Consider the following 15,919-nt stretch of genomic DNA (forward strand, 5'->3'; position numbering starts at 1 on the left):
TGCCCCCTTCATTATCTGATTAGCAGGAGGAAAATGTATGGGCGAGTACATATTAGAAATGCGCCAAATTACGAAGGAATTTCCTGGCGTAAAGGCCTTGGATAATGTCACTTTCAAAGTCCGACCAGGCACCGTACATGCTCTGATGGGAGAGAATGGCGCAGGGAAGTCGACTCTTATGAAATGCCTGTTCGGTATTTATAAGCAAGATCAAGGGGATGTTGTGATTGATGGCGAAGTTGTTGACATGACGGATTCCCGTAAAGCTCTTGGAATGGGAATTTCTATGATTCACCAAGAGTTATACCCAGTATTACAAAGAAATGTTATGGAAAACTTGTGGTTAGGCCGGTTTCCAACTAAAAAAATTGGTCCCTTCACATTTGTGGATCATAAAAAAATGAAAGAAGATACATTAGCGTTGTTTAATGAAATCGATGTAGATATCGATCCAGAACAATTAGCTGGTGACTTATCTGTTTCTAAATTACAAAATATTGAAATTGCTAAGGCAGTTTCGCATCAAGCGCGTATTATTGTAATGGATGAACCTACCTCTTCTCTTACGAGTGATGAAGTAGAACATCTATTTAAAATTATTAACTCCTTACGAAAAAAAGGGGTTGCAATTATATATATTTCTCATAAAATGGAAGAAATCCTACGCATATCTGACGAAGTAACGATCATGCGTGATGGTCAATATATAGGCACTTGGCATGCTGATGAGTTAACAACAGATCTTATCATTCAACGAATGGTAGGGCGTGAGATGACTCAGTTATTCCCTGAAAAAACCAATACTCCTAGTGAGGAAGTGTTACGTGTGGAAAACTTAACATCTATTAATCCACATTCTTTCAAAGATGTAAGCTTTTCCCTTCGTAAAGGTGAAGTTCTTGGTGTAGGTGGTCTTGTAGGAGCACAGCGTACAGAGGTAATCGAAGCCTTATTTGGTCTTCGAGGTATCGAGTCTGGCAAAATTTACTTGCATGATAAAGAAGTTCGCATTCGTCATCCACGAGATGCGAAAAAATTAGGGATGGCACTACTCACAGAAGAGCGTCGTACTACGGGAATTTTCCCGATGCTTACCATTGTAGATAATACAACGATGGCAGCACTGCCAAAATATGAAAATAAGTTCAAATTGTTAAATGACAACAAACGACTAGACGATACAAAAGAGGGTGTGGCTTCCTTACGAGTGAAAACACCGTCTACAGAAACAAAAATTCAAAGTCTTTCTGGTGGTAACCAACAAAAAGTACTCATTGCTCGTTGGTTGAATACGAACCCAGAAATCCTACTCTTAGATGAACCGACACGGGGCATCGACGTAGGAGCGAAATACGAAATTTATTCCATTATTAATGAACTTGCTAGTGCTGGTAAAAGTATCATTATGATTTCCTCGGAAATGCCTGAATTATTAGGAATGAGTGACCGCATTATGGTCATGAGTAATGGATATATGAGCGGAATCTTGGATGCTCATGAAGCGACTGAAGAAAAAATTATGGAACTAGCAACAGCTGGTTTAGTCTAGGAGGTATTGTATGAGCCAAGGTAAGTTAGGAAAGTTTCTTTCCCAAAATATTATCTATTTGGTACTAGTAGTACTAGTAGCGGCTATTTCAATTTATAGCCCGAACTTTTTATCCGTCACAAGTTTTCGTGATATTTTAATTCAATCTTCTCCACGTGTTATCATTGCGTTAGGTTCTGCTATGATTTTGATCACCGCAGGTTGTGACTTGTCCGCAGGGCGTGTAGTAGGGTTGACAGCGGTTGTATCTGCATCTTTAACACAGTTGCCAGATTATCCTCGTCCATTCTTTGAACATTTACCAGAATTACCATTGATTTTACCAATCGTGATTGCTATTGTAGTAGGTGCTATCATCGGTTTAGTATCGGGTGTGATCGTAGCGTATTTAAAAATCGTACCATTCATTTCCACACTAGGTACTATGGTTATTACCTATGGTATTTGTTCCTTGTACTTTGATATGGAACCTAATAACTCTCAACCAATCGGCGGTTTACGTCCAGAGTTTACGCAAATTGGTACAGGTTCTTTAGACCTAGGATTTATGACGATTCCATACATTGTTATTATCGCTGCAGTAATTTCCTTGATCATGTATGTGGTATATAACAAAACCATTCTTGGTAAAAACATGTTTGCCATCGGTGGTAATCCACAAGCCGCTGTAGTATCCGGTATCAATGTAGCAGTCACATTAGTGATTATCTACGTGATCGCTGGTGCTTTGTATGGCGTAGGTGGTATTTTGGAAGCAGCTCGTACTGGTGGTGCTACTAACAACTATGGTAACATGTACGAGTTAGATGCCATCGCGGCATCTGTTGTAGGTGGTGTATCCATCACTGGTGGTATCGGTACTGTACCTGGTATCATCGCAGGTGTGTTGATCTTCACTGTTATCAACTATGGTTTAACATTCGTTGGAATGGGACCATACTGGCAATTGATTATTAAAGGTTTAATCATTGTTGTAGCAGTTGCCTTTGACGTACGTAAATCTATGGCACGCAAATAATTTAGCGTATTAAAATATTAGCCTCTGGCTTTTGCATACTTGTAAAAGTCAGAGGCTTTTTTATATGTTAAAATTCAAGAAAATGTTTAAAAAATTCGATTTGAATAGTATACAAAAAAGGTCTATAATCAATATTAATTAGAAATGTTTCAACTTGATTCAGTGCGATTTATTAGCATGAATTGAGACTTTTATCAAACTATAAGGGGTGTAGTATGAGAAAACATAATGCCGCAGTATATGCAGCGAGTATATTGATCTTAGGAAGCCATATAGCAGGCTATGCAGCTAGTACAGAATATACTGTAACTGGTGGTCAGGTAGATGGCGCGAATGCTATTGCTATAGGAGCTAGTTCTAGTGTGAATGCAGTGGATGGTTTAGCAGTAGGATATGAGGCAACTACTAGTGCAGCAAGTGGTGTAGCATTAGGTAGTGGTTCTATTGCAGATCGTGTTGGTAAAAGTGATGCTTACATTGGATATAATCCAATGAGTAACACACATTATAAAGTAGGCGAAGCAGGAGCAGATAATCCAGCCCTAGAAACTTTGTATGAAAAAATTCGTCAAGCTAATTATGAAGTGTTAAAAGCAGAAGAAGAAATTGAACGAGCTGAGAGTAAAAAAGAAAAAAAAGAGAGTGATGCAGATGCTGCAATAGCAGCTGCGAATGCGCAAAAGGCAAAAGCAGATCAAGATTTAGTAGATGCAGAAAAGGCCTATGAAGATGCTATAAAAGAAGCGAACAAAGCTGGCAATGAGTCTATTAGCAGTGTTTGGAATCCTACAGATGGAGCTGTATCTGTAGGTGGTAGTAAAGCTGGTGTACAACATACTCGTCAGATTACTAATGTAGCAGCAGGCTATGAAGATACTGATGCAGCGACAGTAGGACAATTACGAGTGCTTCGTAATCGTTTAGAACGTGAAAAGCCACGTTATATTTCCATTAAAAGTCGTGACTTAGGCCAAGATAGTAATGAGATAAATAATGGAGCTACCAAAGAGGGGGCTATTGCCATTGGTCCAAGGGCAAAATCAGAAAGTGAAAATGCCATTGCCATTGGCCGGAATGTACAAGTCGGTAAAAACTCTAAAAATACAGTAGCTATTGGTAAAGGAATTAGTGAAACTGGTATTTATAGTGTCAACATTGGTGAAGGCACAAGAACAGCAGGAGTACATAGTACAGCGGTGGGTACTCGTGCGTGGGCTGCAAACTCCTCCTTGGCTATTGGTGCTTCATCAACAGCAAGTGCAGACAATACAGTCGCTGTAGGTCGGACAACAACTGCGATTGGAGTAGGTGCAACAGCGATAGGTGATTCCGCACATGCACAGGGAAGCCAATCCGTAAGTGTGGGGTATACTGCCTATGCAAATGACTTTGCAGCCATTGCAGTAGGTGGCAATACAGAGACTCATGGAAATGGAGCTGTCGCTATTGGTCATGGCAGTAAGGTTGGAGAATCAGGAAAAAATAATGAGGCTTATGCTGGTGTTAGTCTTGGGTTAAGTGCGAAGACAACTGTAAGACATGGTGTTGCATTAGGTGGAGAGTCCTATGCAGATCGTGGGACGAAAGATGCTTCTAATAATGGTTATGATGCAGCTTTACATGGCCCACATTTTGCCAGTTCTGCATTTGCGAACGCAAACGATCCTACGTGGAAAGCAACTAATTCGGCTGTGTCTGTAGGTGATAGCCGCTCAGCTTATCGTAAAACACGCCAAATTATTAATGTAGCAGCTGGTGGAGAAGATACTGATGCTGTCAATGTGGCGCAATTAAAAGCCTTAGAAAAACGCAATACAATTTTGGCAGGTAATGATGTGCCATTTAATGCAGATGGCACGGTAGCTACTACGACACCTGATACACGTGTGTATACGCCAGGGGATAAAGAAATTAAGATTCAAGGTAAGGCGAATACTGTGTATGGAGTGGCGCCACAAGCTGGTGCAAAAGCTCCTGATGGTAAAAGTGTGTATGCAGCACCAACATTATATAGTTCTGATAATCTAATTACTTATAAAGACCCAACAGACTCTATCTTGCGTATTGGTATGCTTAACATGCCAACGTTTACAGGTGTTAACTTTGCTCATCCTACTATGAATATTACCTTGGGTGGAAACGATAAAGGTCAATTAACTTTGACTACAGGCGGTAAAGATGGGTCTACATCTACTACAAGCCCTGTATTGACTGTAGATTCTTTGAAAGAAGTATTAAAACCAGGTAAAGGCATCTCTATTGCTACGAATGATGGTGGGGAATATGGTAAAACATATACTATTAGCTTAGATAAAGATCAACTAAAAGGTGACCCAGACTTTAAAGGTGACAAAGGTGATAAAGGCGATCCGGGTGCTAAAGGTGACCAAGGCATTCAAGGCGAAAAAGGTGAAACTGGAGCCAAAGGTGATACTGGGGCTGACGGAAAGTCTGCTTTTGAAGTATGGAAAGAAATGCCAGGTAATGGAAGCAAGACAAAAGATGACTTTATCAAAGCTATTACTGGTCCGCAAGGTGAAACCGGTGCAGTAGGCCCACAAGGTCCTCAAGGCCCACAAGGACCACAGGGGCCAGGTGGTACTGGTGGTGGTACTGGTGGAGTAGGTCCACAAGGCCCGCAAGGTATTCAGGGTCCTAAAGGCGATAAGGGTGATACAGGTGCCGTAGGTCCTAAAGGTGATCAAGGGATACAAGGTGAAGTAGGGCCTAAAGGTAAATCTGCTTTCGAAGTGTGGAAAGACATGCCAGGTAACGGAAGCAAGACAGAAGACGACTTTATCAAAGCTATTACAGGTGCAAAAGGTGACACTGGTGCAGTAGGTCCTAAAGGTGAAACCGGAGCAACAGGCTCAGTAGGACCTAAAGGTGATAAAGGTGATGTTGGCACAGCTGGTAAAGATGGAGCTGAAGGTAAGTCTGCTTTCGAAGTGTGGAAAGGATTACCAGGTAACGAAAGTAAGACAAAAGACGACTTTATCAAGGCCATTACAGGTGAAAAAGGTAAAGACGGTGCAGTAGGACCTAAAGGTGAAAAAGGTGAAGCCGGAGCAACAGGTGCAGCAGGACCTAAAGGCGATAAAGGTGAATCTGGCGTAGTAGGCCCTAAAGGCGACAAAGGTGATGCTGGGAAAGCCGGTAAAGATGGGGCTAAAGGCAAATCTGCTTATGAATACTGGAAAGAAATCAAAGGTAATGAAAATAAAACAGAAGATGATTTCCGCAAATCTTTAGAAGGTGGCTTTAAAGGAGATAATCATAACTATGAAAAATTAGAGCGCCAAATTGGTGAACTTGGTAGTGATTTACAAGAATTACGCAAGGAAAGTCGTAGAGGCGATGCCCTAGGTGCTGCATTATCTGCATTAAAACCAATTCAATATGATCCATTAGAACCAACACAAATTATGGCTGGCGTTGGACATTATAAAAATGTGAATGCCGTAGCATTAGGTGTGGCTCATTATACTAAAGAATCTACTATGTTCCATGCGGGTGTATCTATGGTACGTGGTGGCACTATGGTTAATGGCGGTGCAACGTTCAAATTTGGTAATAGTCCAGAGAAAAAAGCTGTACCAGAACGCTATCGTAATGGTCCTATTTCTTCTGTGCTAGTATTGCATGACGAAATGGTAGCTCTGAAAGAAGCTTATGGTCGTGAACTTACAGTTCTAACAGCGGAAAATAATAACTTACGTCAAGATATTGTGACATTACAACAAGAAATGCAAGAATTACGAGCTATGGTTCGTAAATAGAAAAAGGGTCCTTCGGGATCCTTTTTCTATTTTGAACAGATGTTTAAACCTATTATATATTAGTATGTGTTATTTTTCTGTTATATTTACATATACACTTACCAGTTATGAAAGCTGATATAGTGGGTTACAGTTATATTGTATTATACATAAAAACAACAAAGGCAAGTTGATTCACTCAACTTGCCTTTGTTGCTGTATAGTTTAAGTATGTATGATAGTTGTTAGTGTTTTTTTATTTGGAGGAGTCTATTCTAAGTGATTCGATTAGAATGCTGGAAGAATAGCACCTTTGTATTTGTCTTCGATGAATTTTTTGATTTCTGGGCTTTGTAACGCTTTGATCAATTTTTGGATATCTTCACGTTTTTCATCGCCTTCACGAACGGATACGATGTTTACATATGGGGAATCTTTAGATTCTAAGAACAATGCATCTTTTGTTGGGTTCAAGTTAGCACCTAATGCAAAGTTTGTATTGATCACAGAGATTGTGGAATCATCCAATGTACGAGGTAATTGAGCAGCCTCTAATTCAACGAATTTCAAGTGTTTAGGATTGTCTTTGATGTCTTGTACTGTAGCAGAGATGCTGTTAGGATCGTTCAATGTGATTAAACCAGCTTTGGAAAGCAATAGTAATGCACGACCGCCATTTGTTGCATCAGATGGGATAGCTACTTGAGCACCATCTTGTACTTCTTTCAAATCTTTTACTTTTTTAGAGTAAATGCCCATTGGCTCTATGTGTACGGCACCTGCTGTTGCAATGTGAGTACCTTTTTCTTTGTTAAAGTTTTCTTGGTAAGGAATGTGAGCGAAGAAGTTCGCATCAATTTCTTTGTCGTTCAAGGAAACGTTAGGTTGTACATAATCGCTGAATTCGATAATTTCCAATTTGATGCCTTCTTTAGCAAGGATTGGTTTCACTTGTTCTAAAATTTCAGCGTGAGGTACTGGAGAAGCACCAATTTTTAATGTTTTACCTGTATCGGAACCAGTAGAGCTAGTGCCAGTGGAACCACAGCCACCTAATAACAAGGCAGCGCCTAATACAGCTGTAGCTGCTAAACTAAATAATTTCTTCATGTCTTATCTCCTTTTCTTTGTGTACTTACATAGTGAATTTCTACTTGCTTAGTATACCAATAGTTCTGTTATAAGTAAAATATGTTATATATCTAAGTTGTTATAATTATAGGCTATTATTTAGGGGATACTATATAAAGAAATTATGAATATAGCACTGGTACATACTAGGTGGGACTAAAGAATATATAAAATAGGCTGTAACAAAATCGCTCCTAACAAAATAGAGGAAAGTTGATCAAAAAAGTAGCAACTTTCCTCTGTTTATATATGTATTTCCATATAGTAAGTAGATATACTTATGTGATAAAAAGTAATAACTCTATTATATGATTGTATTCAGTAGTAACCCTATAGCCCATAAGAAGTGATATAGTGTACAAGAAATAGAAGTAAATTTCATAGCCTCGTTTAAGCGTACAGGATCAGCATAGGTGTTGAAGATTGTGATGACTTTCATAGCCGGCACAAGAGAGAGTAATGCCAATAGGGATGTCCAAGGGATAGTACCGCATGCCGCCCAGAGGACTAGCCATAGGGAGCTAATGAGGAAGAGTCCTCGCAAGAGTTGGATTCCTCTTTCATGTCCCAAGGTAATCACTAAGGTGCGACGACCATGGTTAGCATCGTTGGTAAAGTCTCGTAAATTGTTGGTCATCATAATAGCACCGATTAAGATGGTGGAAGGTACCGCTGGAATCAGGAAAATCCAGTGCAAGGTATAAGTCCAAGCGTAGAGGGTAATACCCACAATGGCAAAGCCCATGGCAAGACCAGAGGCAAGTTCACCAAAAGGGGTGCGAGAAATAGGATTAGGTCCACCAGAGTATAAGATGCTAGTGAGAATGCAAAGCATACCTACAGGAATATACCACCAAGTGACAGCATTAGCGAGGGCAATGCCTAAGATGAGGGGAAGTATAGTTGTAATATATCCCCAACGTTTAATCACAGAAGGGTCGATGCCATCACGGACGATGGATCCGCTGTTGCCCGCAGCTTGTGTGAGATCAAGACCAGATTTAAAATCAAAATATTCATTCCAAATATTGGCTGCCATTTGTGCACTTAATACACAAATTAGAATGCCTAGAGTATAGACCAAGGATAGCCAAATTGGTTGTATGGTTTCAAATTGCGTAGCCCCCATGGCAGCTCCTACGATAACGGGACTGAAAGCAGCCGTTAAGGTACGGGGGCGAATTAATGCAAAAAATTGTGACAGATTCATAGTTATCCTTTCATCATTGGAAGTTATATAATATATGGTATCATTCTAACCTAAATAAAAGATTATGACAAATTATAAGGTGAAAACCAATTGTACATGAAATATAATAGTAGAGTATAATAGAAAGAAGGAGATGATAGGCATAGTATTAAAACCGTCATAGAAAAGTGCTTAGTATGCTATAGGGTAGACCTATAAGAATAGGAGTTATTCATGATTACACATGCTCTATTAACAGATATGTATCAATTTACCATGATGCAAGGTTTATTTACACAAAATAAACATCGTACTCGTTGCGTGTTCGATCGCTTTTATCGAACGAATCCATTTCAAGGTGCTTACACGGTGGTAGCAGGTCTGGAACAAGTTATCGAGTATGTGAAAGGCTTGCGTTTCTCTGAGGAAGATATTACCTATTTACGTCAAACCGGGGTGTTCACAGAAGAGTTCTTGACGTATTTAAGTACATTTCACTTTACTGGCACCATCTATGCAGCTCCAGAAGGATCCGTCGTATTCCCAGGGGAAGTATTACTCCGTGTAGAGGCTGCCAAGGATGAGGCTATTTTATTAGAAACAGCATTATCTATGTTTTTAAATCATGAGTCCTTGATTGCGACCAAAGCCCGTCGTATCCGATCTGTTATCGGCAAGGATGGGGTAGCAGAATTTGGCATGCGAAGAGCCCAAGGGGTGAGCGCTGCTGTACAAGGGGCTCGGGCGGCTTTTATTGGTGGTTTTGATAGCACTAGCGATGTATACAGTGCCGCTTTGTATGGGATGCGACCGGTAGGGACTATGGCACATAGTTGGGTGATGAGTTTTTCAAGTGAAATCGATGCATTCCGTGCCTATGCAGACCAATACGAAAATAATTTAGTGTTTTTAGTGGATACCTATAATACACTACATAAAGGTGTACCTGCAGCGATTCAAGTGTTCCAAGAAATTCGTGAACGCCGGGGTGGTACGATGCCGCCTGTGTATGGCATTCGTTTGGACAGTGGTGATTTAGCGTACTTATCCATTGAGGCACGTAAGATGCTGGATGAGGCAGGATTTAAAGAGGCATTGATTTTTGCTACAAATGATCTCGATGAATATAAAATTGCGGACTTGAAACAGCAAGGAGCTGCTATTACTGCTTGGGGTGTGGGCACAAAATTGATTACTGCCGATGAAACACCAGCTCTAGGTGGAGTCTATAAATTAGCGGGCCAATGGGAAGGGGACACCTTTATGCCGGCTATGAAATTCTCCGATAATATTGAAAAGGTAACAAACCCTGGTAAGAAAAAGGTATTGCGTCTCATCAACGTCAGAAATAACAAGCTCATTGGCGATTTAATTTGTTTGGACCATGAAACAGTGGACACCACAGAGGATTATGTGTTTAAAAATCCATTATACCCATGGAAACAAACTGTGTTAAAGGCAAATAGCTTTAAAATACAAGAACTATTAGTGCCTATTTTTGTAGATGGAGAATTAGTGTACAATGTACCTTCCTTGGCACAAGTCAAAGCCTATGGAGAAGAGCAAATTCAATTGCTATGGCCTGAATTTTTACGACTTCGTAGAGCACCAGAGGTGAAAGTCAACATCAGCGAAGAGTTGCATCAATTAAAATCTAAATTATTATTGGAAAAAGTGGGGAATCCTAGTTAGGAAGGAGTTTGTATGAATTGGAAATATGTGATGGCCAGTATGGCCTTGGTAGGGACGATGCTTTCAGAATGTGTAGCATTAATTGCATTGAACATATCAAGTAAACCTACTTGTCTATAAAATCGATATGTTCAATGGATAGCAAAGCTCGCTTAATAGACAGCCCTCCGGTATACCCCGTGAGAGCTTTTCCTTTGCCTAGGACACGGTGGCAGGGGATAATAATAGAAATAGGATTAGCGCCAACGGCGGATCCGATGGCTTGGGCTCCTTTAGGAATAGGTGAGTTAAACACTCGTTGGCTCAGTTCGCCATAGGTAAGGGATGTGCCGTAGGGAATATGCTCTAATTGGGACCAGACGTTTTGTTGAAACTTTGTGCCTTGTGGTGCTAAAGGGATGGTTATGGTTGGGACTTGTCCATGGAAGTATTGATCTAGCCATTGGATAGTTTGTCGTAAAATGGGGGAAGACATAGTTTCGTCTGTGACTACTGGTTCTTGGAATGTGATAGATTGCGTAGGAAAGGTGAGCCCAACTAATGCTGCTGCGGTGGCATATAGCGTGAGTGTGCCCAAAGGGCTTTCATAAGTAGTATAATTAATGGACATATAGGTACTCCTTATAGAGGTATGCAAATAAAGTACAATAGAAGTATGAAAAATAGCTACACTTCGATATCATTACATGCTATACTAGTGGTATGTTATAAATGTCTTATTGGTAATGAAAGGGGACAACTATGAAACAAGTGTATACAGAGCAAGCACCAGCAGCATTAGGACCATACTCTCAAGCATATGTAGCTAATGGATTTGTGTTCATTTCTGGTCAAGGCGGTATTGATCCAGCACAAGGCGCTCTAGTAGAAGGTGGCGTAGAAGCACAAACATTGCAAGCGATGAAAAACATCGAAGCTATCTTAAAAGAAGCAGGCACTGATTTTTCTAAAGTTGTAAAAACAACATGCTTTTTAGCAGACATGGGTGATTTTGCTAAATTTAATGCGATTTATGCTGAGTATTTTACATCTAAACCAGCTCGTAGTTGTGTGGCAGTCAAAACATTACCAGCTAACTTCTTAGTAGAAGTAGAAGTGATTGCCCTAGCAGAATAGTATATCGTATTATACCATAAGCGGGCTAATACATACTAAAAAGCTGTTACATTATCCTTGTAATGTGGCAGCTTTTTGCTTATGGTTAAATAGTGATGAAAGTAGTGATAGAATAGGTGGAATTATGTTAAACAAACCCAAATATTTAAGTACGGTGAAAGCCATTATACATATTATTCTTGGCTCTACTGTGTTTGCAGTAGGGGTGCAGGGATTCATTGTACCTCACAAATTATTGAGTGGAGGTATTAGCGGTCTTAGCTTGATTATTTATTATGTGACACAAGGTATATTAAGTTTAGGTTCTATTAACTTTCTTTTGAATATACCAGTACTGTACGCGGCATGGAGATGGTTAGGACGGTGGCATCTAGGAATTACCATATTAGGGACTATCATTATGTCGACCTTGATTAATCTATTGGCTCCATTAGAAACATTGGAATTAACTCATAATCCAATTATTGGCGGTATACTAGGGGGGTTATTTTCTGGATTAGGACTTGGTATCGTCTATCGTGGCGGTGGTAATACAGGTGGTATGGATCCCATTGCTATGATTATTCGAAATCGCTTTGGACTACAAATTGGAAGCATCTTATTCGGCATCAATATGATGATTCTTATTGTTGGCGCTATTGTTATCAATATTGAGGCGGCAGCCACTACTTTGATTAGTACCTATTTAGCAGCGATGGTAACCAATAAGGTAATTACTGGATTTAACCAACGGAAGGCGATGTTTATCATTTCCTATAAACCAGTGACGATTTGTAATTTAATCATTGATAAAATTGGTCGTGGTGCTACGATTTTGAACGGAGAAGGCGCCTATACACATCAGCCTAAACAGGTTATTATGGTAGTAGTTAGTTTATTGCAAGTGGCTCGACTAAAAGCGGCCGTAGAAGCAGAAGACCCAACAGCATTTATGGTCATTACCGATGCGGCAGAAGTTATCGGCACAGGGTTCTCTGCTCGATCTACGAATGGTGCTGTAGAACGAGTATTGCAAACTTGTGACCCTGTAAAAGCCGCTGAAGCGGAACAAATGATTCATGAAGTGCAAATGGCAAGAAATGAAATCCCTTCCAAAGAGAGTAAGGAGGAACAATAATATGGTACATCCATTGGCAGGACAACCTGTAAAAAAAGAAGATTTGATTCATGTAGATACAGTAGTGAAAGATTTTTTTCGGATTATTCCGAGGTATGATGCACCAGAAGAACGAGTAAGTTTTGGTACGTCTGGACATCGTGGGATTGCCTCTAAAGGGACTTTCAATGAGCTTCATGTAGCAGCCATTGTACAAGCGATTTGCGATGTGCGACAAGAATTTGGCGCTACAGGTCCTTGTTACATTGGACAAGATACACATGCCTTATCGCAACCAGCCTTGCAAGTAGCCATTGAAGTTCTGTTGGGAAATCGTGTGAAAACTCGTGTGGATGCGCATCGTGAATTTGTACCTACTCCAAGTGTATCTCGTGCTATTTTGCGACACAATGCAAATACACCGGAAGATAATGTAGCAGATGGGATTATTATTACGCCATCCCATAATCCACCAGAACATGGTGGTATTAAATACAATCCGCCTCACGGGGGACCAGCAGATACAGCCGTAACCAAACGGATTGAGGCGTTAGCTAATGAATATTTGCAAAAAGGGTTAGATAGTATTCAACGATTCTCCTTTCATCATCTAGTGGGGACTCATGAAAGTGCACATTGTGGTTGCTGTCATCATGAAGAAGAGAAACCAGTAGCACCGGCTGCGATTTCCGTAGAGGAAGCGGGACAATATTTAGAACCCTATGATTTCAAAATGGCCTATGTAAAAGAATTGCCTCAGATTATCAATATGAAGGCGATTCAACAAGCCAATCCGAAAGTATTAATTAATGCCTTAGGTGGTAGTGGTGGAGCCTATTGGCATGCTATTGCTGAAGAATATAATCTAAACTTTACCATTATTAATAGTGACTATGATCCAACATTTAGCTTCATGTCCTACGACCATGATGGAGCGATTCGTATGGACTGTTCTTCCCCCTATGCTATGGCAGAAGTGGCGAAACATTTAGGGGACCATGTACTAGCTATTGGAAATGATCCGGATTATGATCGTCATGGCATTGTGACTAAAGAAGGTTTGTTAGCACCAAATCAATATTTAGTAGTAGCTGCTAAATATTTGAATGAAACTCGTCCGTGGGAAGGGAAAGGTGTTGGTAAAACAGCCGTTGTTACTGGCTTGATGGATGCCTATTGCAAAGATTCTAATCATCCAGTGTATGAAGTGCCAGTAGGTTTTAAATATTTTGCACCTTTATTATTTGATGGACGCATTGGACTAGGAGCTGAGGAAAGTGCGGGAGCGTCCTTCTTGCAACACGATGGATCTGTGTGGACTACTGACAAAGATGGTATCATTTTAGGCTTGTTAGCGATAGAGATGGTGGCAACGACGGGAAAAACTCCAGCACAACATTATGCAGATATGACAGACCAATGGGGAACACCTGTGTTCCAACGGGTTGATATGCCTTGTACAGCAGAGATTAAAAGGGCTTTAAAAGGCATGAAACCGAGTGACGTGACTATGACAGAATTAGGGGGCAGTCCAATTTTGGACATTCGTACGACCTCGTTGTTTGAAGATCAACCCATTGATGGGGTTAAAATTGTGACGGACACAGGTTGGTTTGTAGCACGCCCATCAGGAACAGAAAATTTATATAAAATGTACGCAGAGTCCTACTTAGGTGAAGACGGATTGACACGTCTAATGGAGGATGGTAAACGCATCATTGAAGGCTTAGTAAGAATAACTGACTAATTCGAAACGGTCTGAAACAAGTCTATGAAGAGCAAAGGATTCTATAAGTTTATTACGCCTGTTCTTGTATGTGCTGTGTGTAACTGATATAATTAATAAATATGGTCTATATACAATGAACTTAGTATTCTAATGACAGACTATTGACAATCACTTGTTATAATCATGAAATACCACGTATGGAGGTGGTGGAATGACAGTATATTTATGGGCCTTTGTCATTGCTCTCGTAGTAACATATATTTGCACGCCTTTAGTGAAACAATTCGCCGTTAAGGTAGGTGCTATTGATAAACCAGATGCACGTAAGGTGCATCAAGTGTCGATTCCGCGATTAGGGGGATTGGCTATCTATATTGGCTATATGGTATCTTTGCTGTATAGTGTGAAAGATATATCTTCTGTGAAAGGATTGATTGTAGGTTCTATTATCCTAGTAGCAGTAGGTATTTGGGACGATATTAAGCAAATCGGACCGAAAACGAAATTGATGGGACAAATTTTGGCGGCTCTTATGTTGCCACTATTTGGTAATGCTGTGCATTTCATTAGCATTGGTGACCATTTATTGTACTTAGAGTATCTTAGCATTCCTTTGACGGTATTTTGGATTGTAGGATTTACGAATATTGTGAATCTCATAGATGGTTTAGATGGATTGGCAGCAGGGATTTCTCTCATTGCATGTATTACGATTTGTATCGTGACTTTGCAAATGGGACAAATTGAATTGGCATGCATTACCTTGGCATTGGCTGGGGCGGCTTGTGGATTCTTGCGCTATAATTTTAATCCTGCCAAAATATTCATGGGTGATACAGGCAGTATGTTATTGGGCTATACTATGGCGGCTATTTCCGTCATGGGTAGTGTGAAAACGGCAGCAACTGTAGCATTGGTGGTGCCTGTTATCGTATTGGGGTTGCCTATTTTAGATACTTTATTTGCCATTGTACGTCGACGTATTAATGGACGTCCAGTATTCCAACCAGATAAAGGACATTTGCATCATCGTCTATTGGCGATGGGGCTCACACAAAAACAAGCGGTGTTGTTGATGTATGCTATCACTGCACTCTTAGGTTGTGTGTCTATCGTAGCAGCGAAAGCCAATTTTGTTATCGGAGTCTTGCTAGTGCTTGTAATACTCTGTGCATGCGTGTGGACAGCAACGAAAATTGGGATTATATCCAAAGACAACGACGTTCGTAAATAGCTATGCAAAACGCCAGGAGCTCATGCTTCATGGCGTTTTTTATTTTTAGGCAAAGGGAAAGCGTGGCACATTCCTTCACAAACGGTATTTCATAATGTTTGTTCAGGAACATGCCACGCTTTCTAGGGTTTGTAGAATTAAGTATATTACGCCATGTTGCTTACGCTTATGGCGTTTTGTCTAGTGTTTGCTCACTCTGTGAGGGGAGGCGTGGGAACATACCGCGGTCTTTTTGCATTTGCGTAATGCTAGCAATACAATGCCATATGCCTTTAGCAATCTGCTCTGTGGCTCATGGCGTTTTGCTTCGTAGGTGCTCACTCTGTAGGGAGGGGCAGGAACATGCCACGTTTTTTAGGGCTTGTAGAATTAAGTATATTACGCCATGTAGCCTACGCTTATGGCGT

General features: G+C 40.4%; 11 protein-coding genes. 8 read left to right on the forward strand and 3 right to left on the reverse strand.

Annotation, left to right across the window (positions count from 1 at the left end):
- Positions 1 to 37: 37 nt before the first annotated feature.
- From EO127_RS05180 to EO127_RS05190, 3 genes are all read left to right on the forward strand, one after another.
- Positions 38 to 1,549, forward strand: coding sequence for a sugar ABC transporter ATP-binding protein (locus EO127_RS05180; RefSeq protein WP_127448292.1), 1,512 nt, complete (start codon positions 38 to 40; stop codon positions 1,547 to 1,549).
- Positions 1,550 to 1,559: 10 nt separating this feature from the next.
- Positions 1,560 to 2,567, forward strand: coding sequence for a galactose/methyl galactoside ABC transporter permease MglC (mglC, locus tag EO127_RS05185; RefSeq protein WP_127448293.1), 1,008 nt, complete (start codon positions 1,560 to 1,562; stop codon positions 2,565 to 2,567).
- A gap of 215 nt (positions 2,568 to 2,782) precedes the next feature.
- Positions 2,783 to 6,346, forward strand: coding sequence for a YadA-like family protein (locus tag EO127_RS05190; protein WP_127448294.1), 3,564 nt, complete (start codon positions 2,783 to 2,785; stop codon positions 6,344 to 6,346).
- Positions 6,347 to 6,613: 267 nt separating this feature from the next.
- On the opposite strand, the gene EO127_RS05195 is transcribed toward EO127_RS05190, so the two are convergent.
- Together EO127_RS05195 and menA are read right to left on the reverse strand one after the other, a co-directional pair.
- Positions 6,614 to 7,435: a MetQ/NlpA family ABC transporter substrate-binding protein gene (locus EO127_RS05195; RefSeq protein WP_127448295.1), complete on the reverse strand. Its 822-nt coding sequence runs from the start codon at positions 7,433 to 7,435 to the stop codon at positions 6,614 to 6,616.
- Between the two features lie 325 nt (positions 7,436 to 7,760).
- Positions 7,761 to 8,666 carry a 1,4-dihydroxy-2-naphthoate octaprenyltransferase gene (gene menA, locus EO127_RS05200; RefSeq protein WP_127448296.1) on the reverse strand — a complete coding sequence of 302 codons (906 nt, stop codon included), beginning with the start codon at positions 8,664 to 8,666 and terminating at the stop codon, positions 7,761 to 7,763.
- 213 nt (positions 8,667 to 8,879) lie between these two features.
- Here menA and EO127_RS05205 point away from each other — a divergent pair, with 213 nt between their 5' ends.
- Positions 8,880 to 10,337, forward strand: coding sequence for a nicotinate phosphoribosyltransferase (locus tag EO127_RS05205; protein ID WP_127448297.1), 1,458 nt, complete (start codon positions 8,880 to 8,882; stop codon positions 10,335 to 10,337).
- A gap of 106 nt (positions 10,338 to 10,443) precedes the next feature.
- Here EO127_RS05205 and EO127_RS05210 read toward each other — a convergent pair whose 3' ends face one another.
- On the reverse strand, positions 10,444 to 10,947 hold the full coding sequence (locus EO127_RS05210; RefSeq protein ID WP_127448298.1) for a methylated-DNA--[protein]-cysteine S-methyltransferase: 504 nt from the start codon (positions 10,945 to 10,947) through the stop codon (positions 10,444 to 10,446).
- Between the two features lie 131 nt (positions 10,948 to 11,078).
- On the opposite strand from EO127_RS05210, the gene EO127_RS05215 reads away from it, so the two are divergent.
- The 4 genes from EO127_RS05215 to EO127_RS05230 all read left to right on the forward strand — a co-directional run bounded on the left by EO127_RS05215 (position 11,079) and on the right by EO127_RS05230 (position 15,512).
- Entirely contained in the window at positions 11,079 to 11,453 is a 375-nt protein-coding gene (locus EO127_RS05215) for a RidA family protein (protein WP_127448299.1), read from the forward strand.
- 124 nt (positions 11,454 to 11,577) lie between these two features.
- On the forward strand, positions 11,578 to 12,570 hold the full coding sequence (locus EO127_RS05220) for a YitT family protein (RefSeq protein WP_127448300.1): 993 nt from the start codon (positions 11,578 to 11,580) through the stop codon (positions 12,568 to 12,570).
- A 1-nt stretch (position 12,571) separates the two neighbouring features.
- Complete coding sequence (locus tag EO127_RS05225; RefSeq protein WP_164742294.1) at positions 12,572 to 14,296, forward strand: phosphoglucomutase; 1,725 nt, start codon at positions 12,572 to 12,574, stop codon at positions 14,294 to 14,296.
- 193 nt (positions 14,297 to 14,489) lie between these two features.
- Positions 14,490 to 15,512: a glycosyltransferase family 4 protein gene (locus EO127_RS05230; RefSeq protein ID WP_127448301.1), complete on the forward strand. Its 1,023-nt coding sequence runs from the start codon at positions 14,490 to 14,492 to the stop codon at positions 15,510 to 15,512.
- Positions 15,513 to 15,919 lie beyond the last annotated feature (407 nt).

Source organism: Veillonella sp. 3310 (genome assembly GCF_003999875.1).
GTDB lineage: Bacteria > Bacillota > Negativicutes > Veillonellales > Veillonellaceae > F0422.

What these genes read in the sequence shown, in the direction of transcription:
- EO127_RS05180 (WP_127448292.1), top strand. Translation starts at nt 38, where the DNA reads ATGGGCGAGTACATATTAGAAATGCGCCAAATTACGAAGGAATTTCCT.
- mglC (WP_127448293.1), top strand. Translation starts at nt 1,560, where the DNA reads ATGAGCCAAGGTAAGTTAGGAAAGTTTCTTTCCCAAAATATTATCTAT.
- EO127_RS05190 (WP_127448294.1), top strand. Translation starts at nt 2,783, where the DNA reads ATGAGAAAACATAATGCCGCAGTATATGCAGCGAGTATATTGATCTTA.
- EO127_RS05195 (WP_127448295.1), bottom strand. Translation starts at nt 7,435, where the DNA reads ATGAAGAAATTATTTAGTTTAGCAGCTACAGCTGTATTAGGCGCTGCC.
- menA (WP_127448296.1), bottom strand. Translation starts at nt 8,666, where the DNA reads ATGAATCTGTCACAATTTTTTGCATTAATTCGCCCCCGTACCTTAACG.
- EO127_RS05205 (WP_127448297.1), top strand. Translation starts at nt 8,880, where the DNA reads ATGATTACACATGCTCTATTAACAGATATGTATCAATTTACCATGATG.
- EO127_RS05210 (WP_127448298.1), bottom strand. Translation starts at nt 10,947, where the DNA reads ATGTCCATTAATTATACTACTTATGAAAGCCCTTTGGGCACACTCACG.
- EO127_RS05215 (WP_127448299.1), top strand. Translation starts at nt 11,079, where the DNA reads ATGAAACAAGTGTATACAGAGCAAGCACCAGCAGCATTAGGACCATAC.
- EO127_RS05220 (WP_127448300.1), top strand. Translation starts at nt 11,578, where the DNA reads ATGTTAAACAAACCCAAATATTTAAGTACGGTGAAAGCCATTATACAT.
- EO127_RS05225 (WP_164742294.1), top strand. Translation starts at nt 12,572, where the DNA reads ATGGTACATCCATTGGCAGGACAACCTGTAAAAAAAGAAGATTTGATT.
- EO127_RS05230 (WP_127448301.1), top strand. Translation starts at nt 14,490, where the DNA reads ATGACAGTATATTTATGGGCCTTTGTCATTGCTCTCGTAGTAACATAT.